Below are 22,957 nucleotides of genomic sequence, written 5' to 3'. Positions count from 1 at the left end.
ATCTTCCCAGGGTTCACCTCGTGGTCGCCTTGGCCTGGTTAGCTCGCCAGCCATGAGAATCCTCCCCAAAGCGCTGGTCGCGGCTCTGGCCGTGACCGTGCTCGGCGGCTCCGCCGCGCAGGCGCACCCCCGCAAGGACTTCGACATCCAGGCGCACCGCGGCGGGATCGGGCTCACCGTCGAAGGCACGCTCGCCGCCTTCTCCACCGCCTTGGAACTGGGCGTCACCACGCTGGAGCTGGACATCCAGATCACCAAGGACGGCCGGGAGGTGGTCACCCACGACCGCAAGACGAACCCGGCGAAGTGCGCCGACACCCAGCCCGCCTTCCCCGGCGACCCGGCGTTCCCCTACGCGGGCAAGTACGTCAAGGATCTGACCTTCGCGCAGGTCCGAACCCTGGACTGCGGCTCGCAGAAGCAGCCGAACCACCCGGGCCAGCAGCTCTCACCGGGTGCGAAGATGCCGACCCTGCGTGAGGTGTTCGACCTGGCGCGCGACCACCGCGCCTGGGGCGTCCGGTTCAACATCGAAACCAAGGTGGAGGCGGCCGCGCCGCACGAGACCGCGCCGCGCGAGCAGTTCGTCGAGCGGGCCGCGCGCGAGATCACCTTCTCCGGGTTCGCCCACCACACCACCGTCCAGAGCTTCGACTGGGGCGCGCTGATGCTGATGCGCCGGACCGCGCCCTGGCTGAAGACGGTCGCCCTGACCCAGCCGGAATTCCTGCAGGTCGGACAGCCCGGCAAGTCGCCGTGGCTGGGCGGGCTGGACATCGACGACTTCGGCGGCAGCCCGGTGCGCGCGGTGAAGTCGTTCGGCGCGAGCGCGCTTTCGCCGGTGCACGGCAACCCGCAGGGCGGCTCGGTGACCGACCCGAACTACCTGCCGTTCACCACGAAGGCGCTGGTCGACGAGGCCCACCGGGCGGGGCTGAAGGTGGTGCCGTGGACCATCAACGACAAGCCGACCATGCACAAGCTGATCGACGACGGCGTGGACGGCATCATCACCGACTACCCGGACCGGCTCCGCGAGGTCGCCGCCGAGCGCGGGTTCAAGCTGCCGCGCGCGTATTCCACTCGCTAACGGAGTATGGGGCTTTCTAGCCTCAGGACTAGAAAGCCCCATAAGGCGTGAGACCGGAAGGTTTTGGGTACGTTCGAAGCAAGCTTGACTCGCTCCTCGCTCCTCGGAGAGGTGACCCCGTGATTCTGCGCCGATTGGCCCGCCCCCTGCTCGCGTCGATCTTCATCAGCGGCGGCATCAACGCGCTGCGGCAGGCGGAGGGCCATGCCGAAGCCGCCAAACCGCTGCTGGACAGCACGGTCGGCCGTTATGCCGACAAGCTGCCGGCCCAGGTGCCGACCGATCCGGTGACCCTCGTCAAGGTGGACGCGGCGGTGAAGATCGCCGCCGGTTCGCTGTTCGCGCTGGGCAAGGCGCCGCGGCTGTCCGCGCTGGTGCTGCTCGGCGGCCTGGTGCCGACCACCGTCGCCGGCCACCCGTTCTGGGCGGAGAAGGACGAGCAGGCCAAGCAGCAGCAGCTGGTCCACTTCCTGAAGAACCTCGGCCTGGCGGGCGGCCTGATGATCGCCGCCGCCGACACGCACGGCAAGCCCTCGCTGGGTTGGCGGGCCAAGAAGGCCGCTCAGGTGGCGAGCAAGCAGGCCCAGTCGATCCAGAAGTCGGCGGGCAAGCAGGCTCAGACGTGGCAGAAGACCGCCGAGAAGCAGACGCGCAAGGCCCGCAAGCGCGCCAAGCAACTCACCAACTGACCGGACACGAATGTGGCTTCGGGGGCCGAAGCCCGCCCCCAAAGCCACATCCGTGCCCGCCCCCCGACCCCCACACACGCGCAGCCGAACCCCACGTTCGCGCAGCCGAATTCGCACTCGCGCAGCCGAGTCCCACGCTCAGGCAGCTGAACTCCACGTTCGCGCAGCTGAGTCCCGCGCTCGAACAACCGAGCCCCGCACTCAGGTAGCCGAGTCCCGTGTTCGGATAGCCGGGCCCCACATTCGAGGCCCCAGCGAGTCAAGTCGGAACGCTATGAGTGGGGCATTACTAGCGTTGAACGCTAGTAATGCCCCACTCATAGCATTGGGAACCTACTTCTCCAGGATGGCGGTGATGCCTTGCCCGCCGGCCGCGCACACCGAGATCAGGCCCTTGCCCGAGCCCTTCTCCGCCAGCAGCTTCGCCAGTGTCGCCACGATCCGGCCGCCTGTGGCGGCGAACGGGTGTCCCGCGGCCAGCGACGAGCCGTTGACGTTCAGCTTCGACCGGTCGATCGAGCCCAGCGGGGTGTCCAGCCCCAGCTTCTCCTTCGCGAAAGCCGGGTCCTCCCAGGCCTTCAGCGTCGCCAGCACCTGTGACGCGAACGCCTCGTGGATCTCGTAGAAGTCGAAGTCCTGCAGGGTCAGGCCCGCGCGATCCAGCATCCGCGGCACCGCGTACGCGGGTGCCATCAGCAGGCCCTCGTCACCGTGCACGTAGTCGACCGCGGCCGTCTCCGAGAAGGTCAGGTACGCCAGCACCGGCAGGTTCCGCGCCTTCGCCCACGACTCGGTCGCCAGCAACACGGTCGACGCGCCATCGGTGAGCGGCGTCGAGTTGCCCGCCGTCATGGTGCCTTCGGGACCGCCGAACGTCGGCTTCAGCTTCGACAGCTTCTCGACGCTCGAATCCGGCCGCAGGTTCTGGTCCCGCGAAATCTTGAGGAACGGCGTCAGCAGGTCGTCGAAGAAGCCGCGGTCGTAGGCGGCGGCCAGGTTCCGGTGGCTCGCGGCGGCCAGTTCGTCCTGGTCGGCCCGCGACACGTCCCAGACCTTCGCGGTCAGCGCGGCGTGCTCGCCCATCGACAGCCCGGTGCGCGGCTCGGCGTTGCGCGGGATCTCCGGCACGATGTGCCCCGGCCGGATCTTCGCGGCCAGCTTCAGCCGCTCGCCGACCGTCTTCGCCGCGTTGAGCTGGACCAGGATCTGCCGCAGGTCGTCGTTCACCGCGAGCGGCGCGTCGCTGGTGGTGTCCACCCCGCCGGCGATCGCCGAGTCGATCTGCCCGAGCGCGATCTTGTTGGCCACCGTGACGATCGCCTGCAGCCCGGTGCCGCAGGCCATCTGCAGGTCGGCGGCCGGGGTCTCCGGCGACAGCTTGCTGCCCAGCACGCACTCGCGCGCCAGGTTGAAGTCGCGGGCGTGCTTGAGCACCGCGCCCGCGGCCACCTCACCGATCCGCTCGCCCTGCAGGGAGAAGCGGCTGACCAGGCCGTCCAGCGCGGCGGTCAGCATGTCCTGGTTCGACGCCCGCGCGTACGGGCCGTTCGACCGCGCGAACGGGATCCGGTTGCCGCCCACGATGGCGACCCTGCGGACCGGCGGTGCCTTCTTCGTGGCCATCTTTCCTCCGAGGCGAGTTTGTGGGGTACTCGTAGGGTAACCTACTCGCTAGTAGGTTAGGCTGCACAGTGACACCGGACGCAGGGAAGGGGCGGTCATGGCCGACAGGTACCAGCAGTTCGCGGGAAGCCAGCTCGGACGGTTCCTCGTGCCGCGACTCGGCTTGCCGAACCCGTACCCGCTACGCCGCTACACCCCCGGTCAGCCCCCGCTCGACGGTCCGGCCCTGCTCGGCGCGGCTGCCGGTGGACGGCTGGAAAAGGCCCTGTCCACCCAGCTCGCCGACGCCGGTCTCGAGGTGCTCACCTCGCCGTCCGACGGCAAGCACGGCGCACTCGTCTTCGACGCCACCGGCATCACCGAGCCGGGCCGGCTGCGTGAGATGTACCAGTTCTTCCAGCCGGTGATCCGGCAGCTCGTGCCGTCGGGCCGGGTGGTCGTGCTCGGCACGCCGCCGGAAGCGGTCGAGGGCCGCGAGCGGATCGCGCAGCGCGCGCTCGAAGGGTTCGTCCGTTCGGTCGGCAAGGAACTCAAGCGCGGCGCCACCGCCCAGCTCGTCTACGTGGCCGAAGGTGCCGAAGAGGCCACCGAATCGACCCTGCGGTTCCTGCTCTCGGCCAAGTCCGCGTTCGTCGACGGCCAGGTCATCCGCGTCGGCACCCACGGCAAGACCGCGCCCGCTCCCAAGGACTGGGCGAAGCCGCTGCACGGCAAGGTCGCGCTGGTCACCGGTGCCTCCCGCGGCATCGGCGCGGCGATCGCCGAGGTCCTCGGCCGCGACGGCGCCCACGTGATCGCGCTCGACATCCCCGCGCAGGGCGGCGACCTGTCGAAGGTGGCCAACAAGGTCGGCGGCGCCTCGCTGCAACTGGACATCACCGCCGCCGACGCGCCCCAGAAGCTGGCCGACTACCTCAACCAGCGGCACGGCGGTGTGGACATCGTGGTGCACAACGCCGGGATCACCCGCGACAAGACGCTCGGCAACCTGACCGAGGCCCACTGGGACGCGGTGCTTTCGGTGAACCTCGCCGCGCAGCTCGCGGTCAACGACAAACTGCTCGCCGACGGCGTGCTCAACGACAACGGCCGCATCATCGGCGTCTCCTCGATCGCCGGCATCGCCGGGAACCTCGGCCAGACCAACTACGCCACCAGCAAGGCGGGCGTGATCGGCATGGTCGACGTCGGCGCGCCGGAGCTGGCGGCGAAGAACGGCACGATCAACGCGGTCGCGCCCGGGTTCATCGAGACCAAGATGACCGCGGCGGTGCCGGTGATGATCCGCGAGGTCGGGCGGCGGTTGTCCAGCCTGGCGCAGGGCGGGCTGCCGGTGGACGTCGCGGAGACCATCGCCTGGTACGCGAACCCGGCTTCGGCCGCGGTCAACGGCAACGTCGTGCGCGTGTGCGGCCAGGCCTTCCTGGGGGCGTGAGATGGTCACGAAGGAACTGAGCACCGCGCCCAGCCTGGGCACGCTCTACCCGAAGGCGCTGCTCGGCGGGCTGCGGTCCGGGCCGTCCGGCGGGCAGTTGCCGGACACCGAGTTCGTGCGCACCGGCATCACCGTGGACCAGGCGCACCTGGCTGCCTACAACCGTGTCTGCGGCTTCCGGTTCGGCGACGAGCTGCCCGCGACCTACCCGCACGTCCTCGCCTTCGGCCTGCAGATGGCGCTGATGACCGAGCCGGACTTCCCGTTCCCGCTGCTCGGCATGGTGCACGTGGCGAACCGGATCACCCAGCGCCGCCCGGTGCGGCTCGGCGAGCGGTTCACCCTGCGCGTGCGCGCGGAGAACCTGCGTCCACACGAGAAGGGCAGGCAGTTCGACGTGCTCAGCGAGCTGGTCTCGTCCACTGAGGACACTCCGGTGTGGACGGACGTGAGCACCTACCTGCGCCGCGGCGACGGCTCGGGCGGCAAGGCTTCCGGGGAGCGGCTCGCGGCGCCATCGCCGAGTGCGATCTGGCGGGTGCCCGGCGACATCGGCCGCCGGTACGCCGAGGTTTCCGGCGACCGCAACCCGATCCACCTGCACCCGCTGACCGCGAAGGCGTTCGGCTTCCCGGCCGCGATCGCGCACGGCATGTGGACCAAGGCCCACAGCCTCGCCGCGTTCGAAGGCAGGCTGCCCGAGGCGTTCACCCTGGACGTCAAGTTCAAGCTGCCCGTGCTGCTGCCCGGCAAGGTCGCCTTCACCAGCTGGCGGACCGGGGACGGCTGGGCGTTCGAGCTGTGGGGCGCGAAGAAGCCGAAGCCGCACCTGGCCGGATCGGTGACCGCTCTTTAGGCGCCGGGGTCGGCAGGCTTCCAGACCGCGCCTTCGACCAGGTCGTTGAAGCCGAGCCAGACCAGGTTCATCAACCAGGAGGCGAGCACGCCGTCGGAAACGGCGGGGTGGTCGAGGGCCCAGTCCGCGAGCGATTCGGCGGCGCCGACCAGCGCCGCGGACAGGCCCTCGCCGGAGAACTCGGCCTGCTCTGCGAGTCCCTTGCGGGTGCCCGCGGAGACCACTAGCGCGGCCACCAGCTCGATCGCGCGCTTGCGCATGTCGGTGATCTCGGCGGCGAACGGGCCGCCGACCACCAGCGCCTGCCGGTGCAGCACGGTCCACGACTCGCGGTAATCGGCGACGAACCGGTAGAACGAGCGCAGGCCGTACCAGAGCTGCATGTCCGGTGGCAGGTCCGGCTGGACCCCGGCCTGGATGGCCTCCAGCAGCCGGGTCGCCTCGCGCCGGATGCACTGGGCGAACAGGTCCTCCTTGGAGCCGAGGTAGGTGTAGATCATCGGCTTGGAGACGCCCGCCACCTCGGAGATCTCGTCCATGGACGCGGAGTGGTAGCCGTAGCGGGCGAAGACCTGCACGGCGGCGTCCAGGATCTGCCGTTCCCGGACGGCGCGCGGGAGCCGCTTGGCTCGCTCGGGCGGATTCTGCACTTCCTCGGACACCTCGACCTCCTCGTCCGGTGAACGCTACCGGGCGCGGCGCGGCTGGTGTGACGGCACGGCGGCATCGACTTGCCGAGCTACCTACTCGCAAGTAATATTACTGTGGAGTAGGTACGACTGGGAGGCCGTGGTGGAGGACATCGAGCTGCTCGAAGGCCCGGCGTTGCTCGACGCCCTGCGCGAAACGGACCTGCGGCAGGTCGAGCCCGAGCAGTTCGCGCGGATCATCGCCGGCGCCTCGAAGGAACAACTGGACATCGTGGTCGCCGATCGGGCGCTGCGGGAGAAGGTGCTCACCGAGATCTTCCGGCGGATGAGCGCGCACCTGCGGCCGGATCGCGCGGCCGGGCTGGACGCGGTGATCCGCTGGCGGCTGACCGGTGGCGCCGCCCCCGACGGCTTCGACCGCTTCGAGACGGTCATCCGTGACGGGACCTGCACGGTCAGCCGGACGCCGGTGGAGAAACCGCGCGTGACCATCACCGTGTCCCCGGTGGACTTTTTCACGCTCATCACCCATCAGGCGACCCCGGCGGTTATGTTCGTCACGGGCCGCATCAAGGTGAAAGGCGATCTCGCATTCGCGGCCGGGCTCATCGGTTTCTTCGACCTTCCCAAGCCCTGAACGGCGATCTACACTCGTTTCCCGTGTCTTCCAACCCCGTTACCTGGCGCGAGCGCTGGCGCGGAACTTTGGCGCGGCGCAGTCGGCTGCCCGCCGAGCGCCCGCACACGGATTCGGTGCTGGACGCGTTCGCCGCCGAACTCGAATTCCGGCGGCTGAGCCCGGCGCAGTTCGTGCAGGTGCTGGAAACCCTGCACATGCTGGGTACGGTGGGCGCGGGTATCGAGCTGTCCTCGCTGTCCACGCAATTGCTCGTCGACGTGGTCAGCGGGGCCACGAAAGAGCAGATCAACGAGCTGGCCGCACACGAGGAACTGCGGTCGGTATTCCTCGACGAGATATTCCGAAGAATGTCGGACCACCTGATCCCGCAAAAGGCGGAGAACGCCGAATTCGTCATCGGCTGGCGTTTCCACCACGGGGACGGGGAAGAACCGTTCGACCGCTACCAGACGGTGGTCGAGGACGGCGTCTGCGTTTCCAGCAGCGACCTCGGCCGCTCCCCGGACGCCACGGTCACCGTTTCCGCCGCCGATTTCATCCGCATGGCCACCGGCGTGACCGCGGCCGCGGCGATGTTCGTCACCGGCCGGGTCAAGGTGAAGGGCGACTACGCGCTGGCCGTCCGGTTCAGCAGCTACTTCGACATCCCGGCACCTACCCCTCGCCCGGCCCGCCGGCCCACCACCGCCCTCAACGGGCGCGCTGCGCGCGACTAACCCTCAATCACCGGGTGGTTCTTCGCCTGACGGGGCTCGTCGGTGTCGACCACTTCGCTGTCCACCACGATCACCCCGCCCTGGAACGGCGAGCGCACGTTCGGCGCGGTCATCGCCCGCTTCTCGATCCGGCGCAGCCAGGAGCGGCGGAAGATGCCGCGCGTCGGCGGCAGGATCATCAGCAGCCCGGCGACGTCGCTGACGAAGCCCGGCAGCATGATCAGCAGGCCACCGAGCCCGATCAGCATGCCGTCGGTCACCTCGTTGTGCGCCGAGCGGCCCGATCGTGCCGTCTCCATGAACGCGCGCGCCGCCTTGCCGCCCTCGCGGCGAGCCAGCCACGAGCCGAGGAACGCGCCCGCCAGCAGCAGGCCGAACGTGCCGAAGAAGCCGATGGCCGAGCTGACCGCCCAGACGGCCGCCACCTCGGCTACCACGTAGAGCAGGAAAACCACAGCCATGTCCTGTTCAACGACGCACCCGCCCGATTTGCTCCCCGCCAAGGCGCTCGATCGTGGGGACCCGGCGTCAGGTCTCGTCCAGGTAGGCGGCGGCCTGGAGGCTGAACAGCTCCGCGTAGCCGCCGTCCAGTTCCATCAGTTCCTCGTGCGTGCCGTACTCGGCGAGCTTTCCCTTCTCCAGCAACAAGATCTTCTGCGCACGCCGGACCGTGGAGAAGCGGTGCGAGATGTACAGGGTGGTGCGCCCGTGGGCCAGTTCGCGCAGGCGCGCGAACAACTCGTGCTCGGCTTCGGCGTCCAGTGCCGAGGTCGGCTCGTCGAGCAGGAGGATCGGGGCGTCCCGCCGGAAGGCCCTGGCCAGCGCCAGCTTCTGCCACTCGCCGCCGGACAGGGAGATGCCCTGGTCGAACCAGCGGCCCAGTGGGCTGTCGTAGGTCTTCGGCAGCCGTTCGATCCGTTCGGCGACCCCGGCGCGGTGGGCGGAGTCCTCGACGCGCGGGCGGTCGCTCACGTTGTCGATGTCGCCGAGGCCGATGTTCTCGGCGGCCGTGGCGTGGTAGCTGACGTGGTCCTGGAACATCGCGCTCATCTGCCGCCGCAGTTCGTCCGGGTCGAATTCGCGGATGTCCACGCCGTCGAGCAGGATGCGCCCGCCGGTCGGGTCGTACAGCCGGCACAGCAGCTTGAGCAGCGTCGACTTCCCGGCGCCGTTGCGCCCGACCACGGCGACCGTGCTGGCGGGCTCGATGGTGAAGCTGACGTCGTCGAGCGCGGGTTCGTCGGCGCCCGGGTAGCTGAAGCTGACCCGCTCGAAGGTGACCCGCCCGAGCAGCGGCGACGGCAGCGGCCGGGGATCCGGCGGCGCCACGATCTCCGGTTCGGTGGCGAGGAACTTGTACAGCGTGTCCAGGTAGAGGTTGTTCTCGTACATCCCGGTGAAGGCGTTGAACAGGCCCTGCACCGAGGTCTGCACGGAGGTCGCGGCGGCGGTGTACAGCGCGAGGTCGCCCAGCGTCAGCCGTCCGGCGACGGCTTCGAGCGCGATGTACAGCGCGATCGCGGACCCGGCGAAGGTGGACAGCAGGCTCCAGCCCGCGCCGGCCAGGTTCCGGTTGCGGATCAGCTTGCGCTGCTTGGCGTAGGCGGCCGTGCTGATCCGGTGGAACCGGTCGACCAGGTACGGGCCGAGGCCGAAGAGCTTGGTCTCCTTGGCGTGGTTGTCCGTGGTGACCAGCATCGACAGGTACTCCATGCGCCGCCGGAACGGCGAGAGCATCAGCGTCAGCGTGAACGCGCGGGCGCCGTACTTCGACTGCGCGATGAACGCCGGGATCGGCGCGACCAGTGCGACCAGCGCCAGCAGCGGGCTGACGGTGATCAGCAGGGTGATCATGCTGCCGAAGGTGATCGAGGTGCGGATCAGGCCGAGGCCGGAGGTCAGCATGGACACCGGGCGCTGCGGGGCTTCCCGGTCGGCCTGGCGCAGCAGGTCGTAGGACTCCGAGCCCTCGAAGAAGGCCAGGTGCAGGCGGCTGGCGTGGTCCATCACCTGGTGGCGGATGGTCAGCACCATGCGCTCGGTCAGCAGTTGCTGGCAGATGTTGGTCAGCGCGGTGGTCACCGCGGTCAGGGTGAAGATGCCGAACTGGAGCGCGGCGAGCCAGACGATGGTGTCCGTGCCGCCGTGCCCGGAGATCGCCGCGACCACGGCGTCCATCAGCAGCTTGGCGGCGTACGCGGTGGCCGTGGGCGTGAGCCCGGCGATCAGGGTGAGCAGCGCGATGCCGATGGTCAGCAGGCGGCCCGCGTCCCAGGTCAGCCGGGCGACCCTGGGCAGCCCGCGGACCGTCCCGCCGACCGCTTCGCGCACGCGCCTGAACCGGGCGGCGAGGTCCTTCGGCTCGTCGAGGGTGGTGCGGGGATCGGGAATGGTGATCGGGCCGGTGAGCCCGCTTTCGGTCGCCTTGCCCGCCCGGCGCATCAGCCGGCGCAGGCCGGGCGGTCCCCCGCCGCGGAAATCGTTCACCGGCACGCCCCGTCGAGGAAGACGTCCACGATCTCCTCGACGGTGACCGCCTGCTCTGCGTCGCGGTGCCGGCCGAGCAACATGGAGGAGAACAACGCCGCGAGCTTCTCCGGCGGCAGGCGCAACCTGTCGCGCTCGGGTTCGAAGAGTTCGGCGATGGCGTCGCGCGTGGTCAGGAACGAATCGCGCCGGGCGTTGACATTGTGCTGCCCGGGTTCGGGACGCTTCATCGCGCGGCCGGAGGTGAACATGGCGCCGACCACCGCGCCCATGCGCTCGAGGTGCGCGGACAAGGTCGCCGCGGCCTCGATCAGCCGCTCGCGCAAGGGCTGCTCGATCGGGATCTCGGCGATGGCCTGCAACGCGGTGTCGGGCCGGACGGCCTCGGCGATGCACGCGTCGAGCAGCTCGTCCTTGTCCTTGAAGGCACGGAAGATCGTGCCCTCACCGATGCCCGCCGCACGGGCGATCTGACTGGTGGTGATCGCCGCCCCGTGCTCGGCCACCAACGGCAACACGGCCCGGACGATCATCTCGCGCCGCTGCTCGACACCCATCGCCGGCGCACGCCGCTTGGTCTGAGGAGGATTCATGTCCCCAGTCTGCGGAGTGAGCGCTCACTCCGTCAAGCGAATATCCGCCCTCCCACGCTATGAGTGGGGCATTACTTGCATTCAACGCAAGTAATGCCCCACTCATGGCAAAGGGTCAGAAGACGAAGGCGCTTGCCGGGTCGGCGAGGAGCATGCCGACGTCGGCCAGGAACTGGGAGCCCTGCTGGCCGTCGACCACGCGGTGGTCGAAGCTCAGCGCCAGTTGCAGCACCTTGCGCACCTTGATCTCGCCGTCGACCACCCAGGGGGTGTCGCGGATGGCGCCGAACGCCAGGATCGCCGACTCGCCGGGGTTGATGATCGGCGTGCCGGTGTCGACGCCGAAGACGCCGACGTTGGAGATCGTGATGCTGCCGTTCACCATGTCCGCCGGCGGCGTCTTGCCCTCCCGCGCGGTGTCGGTCAGCTCACCGAGCGCCTTGGCCAGCTCCGGCAGCGACAACTGCTCGGCGTTGCGGATCTTCGGCACGATCAGCCCGCGTGGCGTCGCCGCGGCGACGCCCAGGTGGACGTAGCTCTTGTAGACGATCTCCTGCGCCGCCTCGTCCCAGGTCGCGTTCACGTCCGGGGTCCGCTTCGCCGCCAGGCACACCGCCTTCGCCGCGAAGGCCAGCGGAGTCAGCTTGATCCCGGCGAAGGCCGGGCTCTTCTTCAGCTTCTCCCGCAGCTCCATCATCGGCGTCACGTCGACGGTCAGGAACTCCGTCACGTGCGGCGCGCTGAAGGCGCTCTGCACCATCGCCTGCGCGGTCGCCTTGCGCACGCCCTTGATCGGCACCCGGCGCTCACCAGCGGCGTCCACAGTGGACACAGCAGGTGCGGCCGCGGGCGAGGCGACCGGGCCCGAGGCCGCGCGCTGCACGTCCTCACGGGTGATCACCTGGCCCTCGCTCGCCAGCGCGTGCAGGTCGACGCCGAGGTCCTTGGCCAGCTTGCGCACCGGCGGCTTCGCCAGCGGCACGTAACCACCCTTGACCGGCTCGGCCACCGGCTCGGGCACGGCGACCGGCTGAGGAGGCGTCGCATCCTTGCGCGCCCGCCGCTTGGCGGTGACCGTCTTGGAGCCGTAGCCGACCAGCGGCTTCATCTCCTCCTCGACCGGAGCAGCCGGCGCGGCCGGAGCAGCAGCGGCCGGAGCCGCCGCGACGCCGTTCGGCGAAGGTGCCTCCGCCGGTGCCCCACCCGGATCGGTGTCGATGGTCAGGATCGGCGTGCCGACCTCGACCGTCTGCCCCGGCTCCACGTGCAGCTCGGTGATCACGCCCGCCCACGGGATGGGCAGTTCGACCGCGGCTTTCGCGGTCTCGATCTCCACCACGATCTGGTTGACCTTCACCTCGTCACCCGGCTTGACGTGCCAGTTGAGGATGTCGGCCTCGGTCAGCCCCTCCGCCGTGTCGGCCAGGGGAAACTGCTTGTACTGCGGCATGTTCGCGAATCCCCCTACCAGGCCAGCGAGCGGTCGACGGTGTGCAGCACCCGGTCCAGGTCGGGGAGGTAGTCCTCCTCGAGCTTGGCCGGCGGGTACGGGGTGTCGAACCCGGTGACCCGCAGGACCGGTGCCTCCAGCGAGTAGAAGCACTCCTGCTGCACCCGCATGGCGATCTCCGAGGTCAGCGACGACTCCGAAGGCGCCTCGCTGACCGCGATCAGCCGGCCGGTCCGCCGGACGGACTCGAACACCGGGTCCAGATCCATCGGGGAGAGCGTGCGCAGGTCGATGACCTCCAGCGAGGTCCCCTCCTCCTGCGCGGCGGTGGCGGCGTCCAGGCAGACCTTCACCGACGGCCCGTAGGCGACCAGCGTGGCCGCGTCACCGTGGCGAACCACGCGTGAGACGTGCAGCGGGTCCGGCGTGGCCGTGGTGTCCACTTCGGTCCGCAGGTTGCCCGAGTGGTAGAGCCGCTTCGGCTCGAACAGCAGCACCGGGTCGTCGCTCTCGATGGCCTGGCGCGTCATCCAGTACGCGTCGACCGCGTTCGAGCACGAGACCACCTTGAGCCCGGCGACGTGCGCGAACAGCGATTCCGGCGACTCCGAGTGGTGCTCCACCGCACCGATCCCGCCGCCGAACGGCACGCGGATCACGATCGGCACCTTGACCCGGCCCTGGGTGCGGTAGTGCAGCTTCGCCACCTGGCTGACGATCTGGTCGAAGCCGGGGAAGATGAAGCCCTCGAACTGGATCTCGCACACCGGCCGGAACCCGCGCACGGCCAGGCCGACCGCGGTGCCGATGATGCCGGACTCGGCCAGCGGCGTGTCCAGCACGCGCTGCTCGCCGAAGTCCTTCTGCAGACCGTCGGTGATCCGGAAGACGCCGCCGAGCTTGCCGACGTCCTCCCCGAGGATGATCACCTTGTCGTCGGCCTCCATGGCCGAGCGCAGGGCGAGGTTGATCGCCTTGCCGATGGTCAGGTTCTGCACCGCACCGGCGGCACCGTCCACCTTGGACTTCACGGGAGCGGCCATCAGTGCTCACTCCCCGCGAAACCCTCGAGGTAGGACAGGTACTCGCGCCGCTGCGCCTCCAGCACCGGCGACGGCTCGGCGTAGACGTTGGCGAAGATCCGCTCCGGCGGCGGGTCGGGCATGTTGAACACGAAGTCCCGCAACTCGGCGGCGAAGCTGTCGGCCTCGGCGTCGATCTTGTCGAAGAACTCCTGGTCGGCGCCGCCACCGCGGGCCAGGTACGCGCGCACCCGCTCGATCGGGTCCTTGAGCTTCCACTCCTCCAGCTCGTCGGAGAGCCGGTAGCGGGTGGGGTCGTCGGTGGTGGTGTGCGCGTCCATCCGGTAGGTGAACGCCTCGATCAGCACCGGGCCGTTGCCGTGGCGGCACTCGTCCAGCGCCCAGCGGGTGACCGCGAGGCAGGCGAGCACGTCGTTGCCGTCGACGCGGATGCCGGGGAAGCCGTAGCCGCGGGCGCGCTGGTACAGCGGCAGGCGCGACTGGCGCTCGGTGGGCTCGGAGATGGCCCACTGGTTGTTCTGGCAGAAGAAGACGACCGGCGCGTCGTAGACCGCGGACCAGACGAAGCCCTCGTGCACGTCGCCCTGGCTGGTGGCGCCGTCACCGAAGTAGACGATGGTGGCTTCGTTGGTGTTCTCGGCGTCGCCGCTGTTTCCTACTCTGCCCTCGAACTTCTGGCCCATGGCGTACCCGGTGGCGTTGAGCACCTGGTTGCCGATGACGATGGTGTACGGGTGGAAGCCGTGGTGCTTGAAGTCCCAGCCACCGTGGTCGGAGCAGCGGAAGATGCCGATCAGCTCGCGGAAGTCGACGCCGCGGGTCCACGCCACGCCGTGCTCGCGGTAGCTCGGGAAGGCCATGTCGGACGGGCGGAGCGCGCGGCCGGAGCCGATCTGCGCCGCTTCCTGGCCGAGCAGCGGCACCCAGATGCCGAGCTGGCCCTGGCGCTGCATCGCGTTGGACTCCCGGTCCGCCCGCCGGACCAGCACCATGTCGCGGTAGAGGTTCCGCAGTGCCTCGGCGTCGATGTCGGTGACGTAGGGGTCGAACCGCGCCGAAGCGACGCGTTCCCCCTCGGGGGTCAGCAGCTGGGTGAGTTCGGCTCCACCCTCGGTCGTTGCGCGCAAACCCGCGATCACCTGCTCGGGAGTGGGTTCCGCCGCTGTCGCGGCAGGCCCGGCGCCCGGTTCGGGATGCGTCCACTGTTCCGGGGACGACATTCGCTCGTTCTCCTCAGTTCGGTGCCGCGCAGCCGCTTGTGGCAGCCGCCGCGACTTCGCCGGCGGCCATCGGGTCTCGGTTGAGCGCCCAGCCCGTCGGCGGTGACGGTTCTCGCCGACATCCTGGCATGAGAACCGGCCCCTGGTGGATACCGGAGATTGATTCGTTGTCGCTAAAGCGTGGCTGAACAGGGAAAACACTAGGAAACCCAATGGTGGGGCCGCCGAAAGTAGGGTGCGCTGGTACGTCTGGACCAGCGGGGTCCCCGGCGTGGCCGGGCCACGGGCGCCCGCGACTTCCGGGCTGCTCGCCCCCTGTGATGTACCCCACCCCCTCTGTCAGGATCGAGGCATGGACCAGCGACTGCTCCGGGAGACGATTCAGGACACGTGGCGCACCGACGCCTTGGCGAGCCTTTCGGAGTTCGTCTCGATCCCGGCGTTGTCACCCGCCTTCGACGCCTGGTGGGCCAGCAACGGCCACCTGCACGCCGCGGTCGAGCACATGCGCGAGTGGCTGGATTCGCGGCAGCTCCCGGGCGCGGTGGTCGACGTGGTCAAGCTCCCCGGCCGCACCCCGCTCCTGCTGCTGGAGATCCCGGCGACCGGCGCGACCACCGAGGACACGGTGGTGCTCTACGGACACCTCGACAAGCAGCCGCCGGCCGGTGAGTGGTCACCCGGGCTCGACCCGTGGACCCCGGTGCTCAAGGACGGGCGGCTCTACGGCCGCGGCGCCGGTGACGACGGGTACGCGGGTTATGCCGCATCGACGGCGCTGGAGGCGCTGCACCGGGCGGGCGGCAGACATGCACGAACGGTCGTATTGCTGGAGACCTGCGAGGAGTCCGGCAGTCCCGACCTGGCGGCCTACCTCGATCACCTGCGTGAACGCATCGGCCGGGTCGGGCTGGTGGTCTGCCTCGACGTGGCGGGCGGGGACTACGAACGGCTGTGGCTGGCGACCTCCCTGCGCGGCATCGCCTTCCTCGATCTGACCGTGCATGTGCTCGATTCCGGCGTGCACTCCGGGCATTCGAGCGGCCTGGTGGCCAGCTCGTTCCGCGTGGTCCGGCAGCTGCTCGACCGGCTGGAGGACGCGCGCACCGGCGAGATGCTGCTGCCGGAGTTGAGCGTGGTGATCCCGGAGGACCGCCTGGCCGAGGTGCGGGTCGCCGTCGCCGAGGGCGGTCTGCGCCCGGAACTGCCGATCACCGAAGGCGTGCGCACGGCCACCGACGACCCGGTCGAACTGGTGCTCAACAACACCTGGCGCACCACGTTGTCGGTCACCGGGGCCAGCGGGCTGCCGTCGCTGGAGGACGCGGGCAACGTGCTGCGGCCGTTCACCGGGCTCAAGCTCAGCTTCCGGCTGCCACCGACCACCGACGCCGAGGTCGCGCTCGAGGCCATCACCCGCGCGCTGACCACCGACGTGCCGTACGGCGCCAAAGTCGAGATCGGCAGGCCCGCCGGGGCGTCCGGCTGGAACGCGCCGAAGCTCGCGCCCTGGCTGGCGACCACGCTGGACAAGGTGAGCGTGGAGGTCTTCGGCGAGCCGTGGCGGGCGCTCGGCCTCGGCGGCACCATCCCGTTCCTGGGGTTGTTCGCCGAGACCTATCCCGACGCGCAGTTCGTGGTGACCGGCCCGCGCGGCCCCGGCAACAACGCGCACGTGCCGGACGAATGGCTGCACCTGGAGCAGACCGAGCGCGTGACCGAGGCCGTGGCGAGGATTCTGCACGCGCACGCCGGCGAATGACCTGGTGGCAGGATGGATGAGGTGGAACAGACTGTGAATACGACCGCGATGCGTGAGACCGTGCGGCGGCTCTGGGCGGACGACATCCTGCCGAGCCTTTCGGGACTGGTGGCCATCCCCGCCCTGTCCCCCGGTTTCGACCCGGACTGGGCGGAGCACGGCCACCTGGCCGCCGCCGTCGAGCACGTCCGGACCTGGCTCGGGACCCGGGCGATCCCCGGCGCCTCGATCGACGTGGTGGAACTGCCCGGCCGCAGCCCGGTGCTGCTGCTGGACGTGCCCGCCACCGAGGGCGCCGAGGACAAGGGCACCGTGCTGCTCTACGGGCACCTCGACAAGCAGCCGCCGCTCGGTGGCTGGTCGGAGGGCTTGGACCCGTGGAAGCCGGTGCTCAAGGACGGCAGGCTGTACGGCCGCGGCTCGGCCGACGACGGGTACGCCGGTTACGCCGCGACGGCCGCGCTGGAGGCGTTGCGCGCCGCGGGCGGTTCGCACGCGCGAGCCGTGGTGCTGCTGGAAACCGGTGAGGAGTCGGGCAGTCCCGATCTGCCCGCGTACCTGGAGCACCTGAGCGAGCGCCTCGGTGACGTCACCTTCGTGGTCTGCCTGGATTCCGGCGGCCAGGACTACGAACGGCTCTGGCTGACCACCAGCCTGCGCGGCATGGTCCAGCTGCACGTGACCGTGCGCGTGCTCGACTCCGGGCAGCACTCCGGCCTGGCCAGCGGCGTCGTGCCCAGCTCGTTCCGCGTCCTGCGCGAGCTGCTGGACCGGGTGGAGAACGCCGAGACCGGGCACGTGCTGCTCGACGAGTTCTACGTGGACGTCCCGGCGGACCGCGCCGCCGAAGCCGAAGCCGCGGCCGCCGCCGCGCCGGGCGCGATGAAGCGGGCGTTCCCGCTGCACGGCGGCACCACCACGGTCGACCAGGACGACGTGGAGCTGCTGCTGAACAACACCTGGCGGCCGACGCTCTCGGTGATCGGCGCCTCGGGCTTCCCGGAGCCGATCGACGCGGGCAACGTCCTGCGGGCGCACAGCACCCTGGCGCTGGGCTTCCGCCTGCCGCCCACCGCCGACTCGGCCGCCGCGCTCGGCGCGCTGGAGAAGGCGCTGACCACGGACGTGCCGTACTCGGCCACCGTCGAACTGGCCGGCCTGGAACACGCCGACGGCTGGAACGCCCCGGCCACCGCCCCCTGGTTGTCGGCCTCGCTGGAGGAGGTCAGCTCCTCGGTCTTCGAGGCCCCCTGGCGAGCCATGGGCCTCGGCGGCTCGATCCCCTTCATGGGCCTGCTGGGCGAGAAGTACCCGAACGCCCAGTTCCTGGTCACCGGCGCCCTCGGCCCGGACTCGAACGCCCACGTCCCGGACGAATGGCTGCACCTGGCCCAAGCGGAACGCGTGACCGCCGCCGTCGCCCACATCCTCCACGCCCACGCCACGGCCTAGGACACCGACGACACGAATGTGGCTTTGGGGGCGGAATCGGCCCCCAAAGCCACATTCGTGTCACCTCGGCACTACCCCGGCCAAGTCCGAGGCGTGAATGGCGACTGGGCTCACCTCGCGATACGCGAAGGTGATGTCGTCCACTCCGCGACCAGGAAGACACAGGAAAGACCTAGTCGAAACGGCGCTGTAACGTCCCAATGCTGGGCAGTTGACCCGGCTGGTGGCAGGATGCAAAAACTCGCCGAGTTCTGACTACTAGGAGTGACACCGTGGCGCGTCGATACACACGCAGAGCGCTCACCATCTTGCCGGCGCTCGCCCTGGCCGTTACCGCGGCAGGCTGCGCCGAATCGGTCAACACCGGAGCCGACACCCAGGCCGGTGGGCAGATCACGCTCAAAGAAGCGGGCAAGCTGACGACCTGCACCCACCTGCCCTACGCCCCGTTCCAGTTCACCGAGGGCGACAAGACCGTCGGCTTCGACGTGGAGCTGGTGGACCTGGTGCTGCCCCTGGTCGGCGCGAGCGAGCAGAAGATCTTCGACACGCCGTTCGAGGGCATCAAGTCCGGTGAGTCGCTGAACATCGGCCAGTGCGACGTGGCCGCGGCGGCCATGTCGATCACGCCGGAACGCCAGGCCGTGATGGACTTCTCCGCGCCGTACTTCAACGCCAAGCAGGCGCTGCTGGTGAAGAAGGGGGCCGGTCTGGACAGCCTGGAGAAGCTGCGCGGCAAGAAGCTCGGCGTGCAGCAGGGCACCACCGGCGAGACCTACGCCAACGAGAACAAGGACAAGTTCGGCTACGAGGTCATCCAGTTCGAGGATCTCGCGCTCGAGCAGACCGCGGTGCAGACCGGCCAGGTCGACGCGGGCATCAACGACGATGTGGTGCTGCTGGACTTCCTCAAGGCCAACGCCGACGTGGAGGTGACCGCCACCTTCGACACCGGGGACAACTACGGCATCGCGGTGAAGAAGGGCAACGGCGCGCTGCTGGCCAAGGTCAACGAGGCGCTGACCAAGGCCAAGAGCGACGGCACCTACGACAAGATCTACGAAAAGTGGTTCGGCAAGAAGCCGACCGCCTGATCCGCGTCTGAGGGGAACGGCCGCCACGGCGGTCGTTCCCCTTGGTCGTGCCGACCACTTTCGAGGAGCCACTTCCCATGGCCATGTCCAAGCGCAAACGGCGCCAGGTGATCCAGCTGGCGCAATATGCGCTGCTGGTGCTCGTGATCGGGGTGCTCGCCCTGATCGCGGATTGGGCGACCATCCAGCGCGCGTTCTTCAACCTCGACGCCGCGTCCGAGCAGTTCCCCGGCATCATCACCACCGCGCTGAAGAACACCATCATCTTCACCCTGCTCGGCTTCGCGCTCGGCCTGGCCCTCGGGCTCGTGCTGGCGCTGATGAAGCTGTCGTCGGTGCCGCCGTACCGGTGGATCGCGACCATCTACATCGAATTCTTCCGCGGCATCCCGGCGCTGCTGGTGTTCATCGCGCTGGGCTTCGGTGTGCCGCTCGCCTTCGGTATCAAGTTCGACATCTACTCCACGGCCGCGATCGCGCTCGGCGCGGTCGGTGCCGCGTATATGGCCGAGACCATCCGCGCCGGGATCCAGGCGGTGCCGCCCGGCCAGGTCGAAGCGGCCAGGTCGCTGGGCATGAGCGAGGGCCGGGCGATGATCACCATCGTCATCCCGCAGGCGTTCCGGATCATCCTGCCGCCGCTGACCAACGAGCTGATCCTGCTCACCAAGGACTCGTCGCTGATCTACCTGCTGGGCCTGGCCAGGGACCAGTACGAACTGACCAAGTGGGGCCGCGAGGGCCTCAACGCGACCGGGTCGATGACCCCGATCCTGCTGGCCGGGCTCTGCTACCTGATCATCACCCTGCCGCTCGGCTACCTCTCGCGGTACCTGGAGCGCCGGACCGGCCGGAAGCAGACCCGAGGCCTGGAGGTCGAGGCATGAGCGACTTGATCGTCGAGGTTTCCGGACTGCACAAGGCGTTCGGTGAGCTGGAAGTGCTCAAGGGCATCGACCTGCTGGTGAAGCGCGGGCAGGTGGTCTGCATCATCGGGCCGTCCGGCTCCGGCAAGTCCACCCTCCTGCGCTGCGTGAACCTGCTCGAAGAGCCGAACCAGGGCAAGGTCGTGGTCAACGGCCACGAGATCACCGACCCCGACGTCGACATCGACCACGCGCGGCGCGGCATCGGCATGGTGTTCCAGTCGTTCAACCTGTTCGCGCACCTGTCCGTGCTGGACAACCTCACCATCGCGCAGCGCAAGGTGCTCAAGCGCGACAAGGCCGAGGCGGAGCGGATCGCGCACGACAACCTGAAGAAGGTCGGGCTCTCGGAAAAGGCGAACTCGCTGCCGATGCAGCTATCCGGCGGGCAGCAGCAGCGGGTGGCGATCGCGCGGGCGCTGTCGATGAACCCCGAGGTCATGCTGTTCGACGAACCCACGTCGGCGCTGGACCCGGAACTCGTCGGCGACGTGCTCAGCGTGATGCGCCAGCTCGCCGAAGAGGGCATGACCATGCTGGTGGTCACGCACGAAATGCAGTTCGCGCGTGAGGTGGCCGACGTGGTGTTGTTCATGGACGGCGGTGTGGTGGTCGAGCAGGGTCCGCCGGCCAGGGTGATCGGGGACCCGCAGCAGCAGCGGACGAAGACGTTCCTGTCGCGGGTGCTCAACCCCACGCACCCCGTCGAATAGGGGTCTTCGAATGCTGTGAGTGGGGCATTACTTGCGTTTGAGAACCGCGCGCAGCTCCGTTGAGGGTGGTGGTGGGCGACGGGAGGGCGCTGGTAATGCCCCACTCCTAGCATGGGTGTGTTCATGAGGAGGGGGAGCGCGGGTGGTGGTGTTCCGGCGAGGCGGGACCCGTGACGAGCAGGAGCCGGGTGATCCGCCCGAACCGCCCGACGCCTTCGACCCCTTCCAGCCCGATCCCGACAAGCGCTTCGAGATCCGCGCCGAGGACCTGATCAAGCCGTTGATCGTGCCGGAGGCGGGCGGCCTGCTCCGGTTGCGCAAGCAGTCGACCAACGCGCCGTTGGTGCAGGTCGAGGACGCCTACATCACCGGCCGCTTCGACCTGCGCGCGCTCGATCTGGAGTACCTCTTCCGCTTCGAGCGCTGCCGGTTCGAGGAAGCGCCGGACGTGCGCGAGGCGACCCTGCTCGGACTGGTGTTCCGCCGCTGCTGGCTGCCCGGGCTCAAGGCCCGCAACATGCGCAGCCGCAACGACGTCCGGCTGATCCGCTGCGAGGTGGAGGTCGAGCACACGGTCAAGGGGCACAGCGAGACCGCGGTCCAGCGCGGTGACGACCGCGAGCGCGGCCGCCCCGACGCGGCGATCAACCTGACCGACGCCGCCATCGAGGGTTCCGTGGTGCTCACCCGGACCCGCATCAGGCACGCCCGCGGCAAGGCCATCCAGGCCGACCGGCTGGAGATCACCGGCGCGCTGCTCGCCTACCGCCTCGAAGCCGACGGCGAGATCCGCGTCCCCGGCCTGAAGACCGGCGGTAACGTCAACTTCTCCGGCGCCACCCTGCACAACCCGGACGGCTTCGCGCTCAACGGCAACGGCCTGCACATCGGCGGCAGCCTGCTCTGCGAGGTCGACACCTACGGCCCGCCGAAGGCCCGCAAGCGCTTCTCCGCCAACGGCATCATCTACCTGCCCAGCGCCAAGGTGGACAGTGACATCGTGCTGCGCGGCGCCCGGCTGCACACCAGCCAGCACGGCCCGATCGTGGTGGACCAGTGGAAGTCCCGCGACCCCTACCTCGACCCGCGCCCGGCGATCAGCGCCGACCGGCTGCGCGTCGACGGCAACGTGGAGCTCAGCGACGACTTCCGCGCCACCGGCACCATCCGCATGGTCAACGCGCACATCGGCGGCACCCTGCGGCTCGCGCACGCCGAGATCTCCGTCGCCCGCGGGTACGTCGAGCCGTTCTACGACCGCGCGCTGCACATCGACGGCACCGAGATCAACGGCGACATCGAGGCGACCAGCCTGAACGTGCCGATGGGCCAGTGCCGCCTGTCGGACGTGACCGTCGGCGGCAACGTGCTCGCCTGGAACGCCACCCTGCACCACCACGAGCGCGACGTCTTCTCCGCCCGTCGCGCCAAGATCGCCGGGAACCTGCACATCACCGACGCGACCGTGGAAGGCACGCTCCGGTTGCAGGGCATCGAGGTCGGCGGCAGCATCGACCTCTACGGCACCGAGGTGGTCAAGCCCGCGGTCCGGCCGAACACCAGCTTCTCGGTGGACGTGCGGGCCGGTCGCATCGGCCGTGACCTGGTGTTCACCGCCAACCGCGAGCGCCGGTTCCACGCCGAGGGCGGGGTCAACCTGGACGGCGCGGTGGTCGCCCGCCGGATCGACCTGACCGGCGCGGTGCTCCAGTCCAGCGACCGCGACGGCATCGCGCTCGACGTCGGCTCGGTCACCGCCGACGAGTTCGCGCTGGTCCCCGACATCGCGCCCCGCGGTCAGGTGGTGCTGGCCGGGGCGCACTGCGTCACGCTCAACGACAACCCCGAGCTGTGGGAGGCCACCGGCGGGCTCGACCTGGAGGACTTCCGCTACGACTCGATGAAGGTGCCGATCGGCATCAAGGACGACGCCGCGGTCGAGCAGCGCATCCGCCTGCTGCGCCGGGCGATGGGCGGCTACCGGCCCGGCCCGTACGACCAGCTCGCCGAGATGCTGCGGACCAGCGGTAACGAGGAGCACGCCTCGACCGTGCTGTTCAAGAAGCAGCAGTTCCGGTACGAGTCGCTGGCCGACGGCTACCGCTTCCTCGGGCCGCTGGTCCGGTTGTGGAGCTGGCTGCAGCGCTCGATGGTCGGCTACGGCTACCGGCCCGGCCGCGCGGTCGGCTGGCTGCTGTTGCTGCTGATCTCCGGCAGCATCTGGTTCGCCACCGGGCAGACCGACCACCCGTGCCTGACCGACACCCAGAACTACGCGCAGAGCGGCGGCCGGTGCGCGGTGAACAGCGACGACAAGGGCCTGGAGTGGAGCCCGGTGCTCTACACCGTCGACCTGCTGGTGCCGATCGTCGACTTCGGCAACAAGAGCCGCTGGTTCATGGAGGGCGCCGACAAGTGGGTGGCGGTCGGGTTCACCGCGATGGGCTGGACGCTGGCGACCACGGTGGCCGCGGGCGTCACCAGGACACTGCGCCGGGGCTGACCTTGTATCTTGCGA

The 22,957-nt window shown here is 69.4% G+C and carries 19 protein-coding genes and 1 pseudogene; 12 read left to right on the top strand and 8 right to left on the bottom strand.

Going from position 1 to position 22,957, the window contains the following annotated elements; genetic code table 11:
- The first annotated feature begins 52 nt into the window (after positions 1-52).
- Both L3Q67_RS10200 and L3Q67_RS10195 read left to right on the top strand, forming a co-directional pair.
- Complete coding sequence (locus L3Q67_RS10200; RefSeq protein WP_499189283.1) at positions 53-1,090, top strand: PI-PLC domain-containing protein; 1,038 nt, start codon at positions 53-55, stop codon at positions 1,088-1,090.
- Positions 1,091-1,209: 119 nt separating this feature from the next.
- The gene (locus L3Q67_RS10195) at positions 1,210-1,779 is read left to right on the top strand and encodes a DoxX family protein (RefSeq protein ID WP_499189282.1); all 570 of its coding nucleotides are present in this window, start codon (positions 1,210-1,212) and stop codon (positions 1,777-1,779) included.
- A 333-nt stretch (positions 1,780-2,112) separates the two neighbouring features.
- Here L3Q67_RS10195 and L3Q67_RS10190 read toward each other — a convergent pair whose 3' ends face one another.
- A complete protein-coding gene (locus L3Q67_RS10190) occupies positions 2,113-3,402 on the bottom strand; it encodes an acetyl-CoA C-acyltransferase (RefSeq protein WP_499189281.1) in 1,290 nt (429 codons plus the stop codon).
- A gap of 97 nt (positions 3,403-3,499) precedes the next feature.
- On the opposite strand from L3Q67_RS10190, the gene L3Q67_RS10185 reads away from it, so the two are divergent.
- The gene (locus L3Q67_RS10185; protein ID WP_499189280.1) at positions 3,500-4,837 is read left to right on the top strand and encodes a 3-oxoacyl-ACP reductase; all 1,338 of its coding nucleotides are present in this window, start codon (positions 3,500-3,502) and stop codon (positions 4,835-4,837) included.
- 1 nt (position 4,838) lies between these two features.
- Positions 4,839-5,693, top strand: a complete 855-nt coding sequence (locus L3Q67_RS10180) for a hotdog family protein (RefSeq protein ID WP_499189279.1) — start codon at positions 4,839-4,841, stop codon at positions 5,691-5,693.
- Here the strand turns inward: L3Q67_RS10180 and L3Q67_RS10175 are convergent.
- Entirely contained in the window at positions 5,690-6,355 is a 666-nt protein-coding gene (locus L3Q67_RS10175) for a TetR/AcrR family transcriptional regulator (protein ID WP_499189278.1), read from the bottom strand. The two genes, L3Q67_RS10180 and L3Q67_RS10175, sit on opposite strands and share 4 nt — an antisense overlap.
- A 187-nt stretch (positions 6,356-6,542) precedes the next feature.
- On the opposite strand from L3Q67_RS10175, the pseudogene L3Q67_RS10170 reads away from it, so the two are divergent.
- Positions 6,543-6,980: pseudogene (locus L3Q67_RS10170) on the top strand (SCP2 sterol-binding domain-containing protein); the annotation flags it as partial.
- Between the two features lie 119 nt (positions 6,981-7,099).
- Complete coding sequence (locus tag L3Q67_RS10165) at positions 7,100-7,699, top strand: SCP2 sterol-binding domain-containing protein (RefSeq protein ID WP_499191488.1); 600 nt, start codon at positions 7,100-7,102, stop codon at positions 7,697-7,699.
- On the opposite strand, the gene L3Q67_RS10160 is transcribed toward L3Q67_RS10165, so the two are convergent.
- From L3Q67_RS10160 to pdhA, 6 genes are all read right to left on the bottom strand, one after another.
- Positions 7,696-8,160, bottom strand: a complete 465-nt coding sequence (locus tag L3Q67_RS10160; RefSeq protein WP_499189277.1) for an FxsA family protein — start codon at positions 8,158-8,160, stop codon at positions 7,696-7,698. The genes L3Q67_RS10165 and L3Q67_RS10160 overlap by 4 nt on opposite strands.
- 67 nt (positions 8,161-8,227) lie before the next feature.
- Positions 8,228-10,141, bottom strand: a complete 1,914-nt coding sequence (locus L3Q67_RS10155) for an ABC transporter ATP-binding protein (protein ID WP_499191487.1) — start codon at positions 10,139-10,141, stop codon at positions 8,228-8,230.
- Positions 10,142-10,182: 41 nt separating this feature from the next.
- The gene (locus tag L3Q67_RS10150; protein ID WP_499191486.1) at positions 10,183-10,743 is read right to left on the bottom strand and encodes a TetR/AcrR family transcriptional regulator; all 561 of its coding nucleotides are present in this window, start codon (positions 10,741-10,743) and stop codon (positions 10,183-10,185) included.
- A 151-nt stretch (positions 10,744-10,894) separates the two neighbouring features.
- Positions 10,895-12,229, bottom strand: a complete 1,335-nt coding sequence (locus L3Q67_RS10145) for a dihydrolipoamide acetyltransferase family protein (RefSeq protein WP_499189276.1) — start codon at positions 12,227-12,229, stop codon at positions 10,895-10,897.
- A 14-nt stretch (positions 12,230-12,243) separates the two neighbouring features.
- On the bottom strand, positions 12,244-13,272 hold the full coding sequence (locus L3Q67_RS10140; protein ID WP_499189275.1) for an alpha-ketoacid dehydrogenase subunit beta: 1,029 nt from the start codon (positions 13,270-13,272) through the stop codon (positions 12,244-12,246).
- A complete protein-coding gene (gene pdhA / locus L3Q67_RS10135) occupies positions 13,272-14,492 on the bottom strand; it encodes a thiamine pyrophosphate-dependent dehydrogenase E1 component subunit alpha (RefSeq protein ID WP_499189274.1) in 1,221 nt (406 codons plus the stop codon). Before pdhA ends, L3Q67_RS10140 begins: the two co-directional genes overlap by 1 nt.
- Positions 14,493-14,844: 352 nt before the next feature.
- Here pdhA and L3Q67_RS10130 point away from each other — a divergent pair, with 352 nt between their 5' ends.
- From L3Q67_RS10130 to L3Q67_RS10105, 6 genes are all read left to right on the top strand, one after another.
- Positions 14,845-16,254 (top strand): zinc-binding metallopeptidase family protein, encoded by a 1,410-nt coding sequence (locus tag L3Q67_RS10130; protein ID WP_499189273.1) that lies wholly within the window; start codon positions 14,845-14,847, stop codon positions 16,252-16,254.
- A 12-nt stretch (positions 16,255-16,266) separates the two neighbouring features.
- A complete protein-coding gene (locus L3Q67_RS10125; protein ID WP_499189272.1) occupies positions 16,267-17,706 on the top strand; it encodes a zinc-binding metallopeptidase family protein in 1,440 nt (479 codons plus the stop codon).
- A gap of 272 nt (positions 17,707-17,978) precedes the next feature.
- Positions 17,979-18,800, top strand: coding sequence for a type 2 periplasmic-binding domain-containing protein (locus L3Q67_RS10120; protein ID WP_499189271.1), 822 nt, complete (start codon positions 17,979-17,981; stop codon positions 18,798-18,800).
- A 77-nt stretch (positions 18,801-18,877) separates the two neighbouring features.
- Complete coding sequence (locus L3Q67_RS10115) at positions 18,878-19,687, top strand: amino acid ABC transporter permease (RefSeq protein ID WP_499189270.1); 810 nt, start codon at positions 18,878-18,880, stop codon at positions 19,685-19,687.
- The gene (locus L3Q67_RS10110; protein WP_499189269.1) at positions 19,684-20,439 is read left to right on the top strand and encodes an amino acid ABC transporter ATP-binding protein; all 756 of its coding nucleotides are present in this window, start codon (positions 19,684-19,686) and stop codon (positions 20,437-20,439) included. Before L3Q67_RS10115 ends, L3Q67_RS10110 begins: the two co-directional genes overlap by 4 nt.
- Positions 20,440-20,581: 142 nt before the next feature.
- Positions 20,582-22,942 (top strand): translocation/assembly module TamB domain-containing protein, encoded by a 2,361-nt coding sequence (locus L3Q67_RS10105; protein WP_499189268.1) that lies wholly within the window; start codon positions 20,582-20,584, stop codon positions 22,940-22,942.
- Positions 22,943-22,957 lie beyond the last annotated feature (15 nt).

The sequence above is a fragment of the Saccharothrix sp. AJ9571 genome (assembly GCF_021725495.1).
Taxonomy (GTDB): Bacteria; Actinomycetota; Actinomycetes; order Mycobacteriales; family Pseudonocardiaceae; genus Amycolatopsis; species Amycolatopsis magusensis.
The sequence above is the reverse complement of the archived record's forward strand: the minus strand, read 5'-3'. Positions and strand labels throughout refer to the sequence as shown.

Bases quoted from the DNA above. Each gene is read 5' to 3' on its own strand.
- L3Q67_RS10155 (WP_499191487.1), bottom strand. From the start codon at position 10,141: ATGCGCCGGGCGGGCAAGGCGACCGAAAGCGGGCTCACCGGCCCGATC.
- L3Q67_RS10110 (WP_499189269.1), top strand. From the start codon at position 19,684: ATGAGCGACTTGATCGTCGAGGTTTCCGGACTGCACAAGGCGTTCGGT.
- L3Q67_RS10125 (WP_499189272.1), top strand. From the start codon at position 16,267: ATGGATGAGGTGGAACAGACTGTGAATACGACCGCGATGCGTGAGACC.
- L3Q67_RS10200 (WP_499189283.1), top strand. From the start codon at position 53: ATGAGAATCCTCCCCAAAGCGCTGGTCGCGGCTCTGGCCGTGACCGTG.
- L3Q67_RS10150 (WP_499191486.1), bottom strand. From the start codon at position 10,743: ATGGGTGTCGAGCAGCGGCGCGAGATGATCGTCCGGGCCGTGTTGCCG.
- L3Q67_RS10160 (WP_499189277.1), bottom strand. From the start codon at position 8,160: ATGGCTGTGGTTTTCCTGCTCTACGTGGTAGCCGAGGTGGCGGCCGTC.
- L3Q67_RS10180 (WP_499189279.1), top strand. From the start codon at position 4,839: ATGGTCACGAAGGAACTGAGCACCGCGCCCAGCCTGGGCACGCTCTAC.
- L3Q67_RS10190 (WP_499189281.1), bottom strand. From the start codon at position 3,402: ATGGCCACGAAGAAGGCACCGCCGGTCCGCAGGGTCGCCATCGTGGGC.
- pdhA (WP_499189274.1), bottom strand. From the start codon at position 14,492: ATGTCGTCCCCGGAACAGTGGACGCATCCCGAACCGGGCGCCGGGCCT.
- L3Q67_RS10185 (WP_499189280.1), top strand. From the start codon at position 3,500: ATGGCCGACAGGTACCAGCAGTTCGCGGGAAGCCAGCTCGGACGGTTC.
- L3Q67_RS10115 (WP_499189270.1), top strand. From the start codon at position 18,878: ATGGCCATGTCCAAGCGCAAACGGCGCCAGGTGATCCAGCTGGCGCAA.
- L3Q67_RS10140 (WP_499189275.1), bottom strand. From the start codon at position 13,272: ATGGCCGCTCCCGTGAAGTCCAAGGTGGACGGTGCCGCCGGTGCGGTG.
- L3Q67_RS10145 (WP_499189276.1), bottom strand. From the start codon at position 12,229: ATGCCGCAGTACAAGCAGTTTCCCCTGGCCGACACGGCGGAGGGGCTG.
- L3Q67_RS10130 (WP_499189273.1), top strand. From the start codon at position 14,845: ATGGACCAGCGACTGCTCCGGGAGACGATTCAGGACACGTGGCGCACC.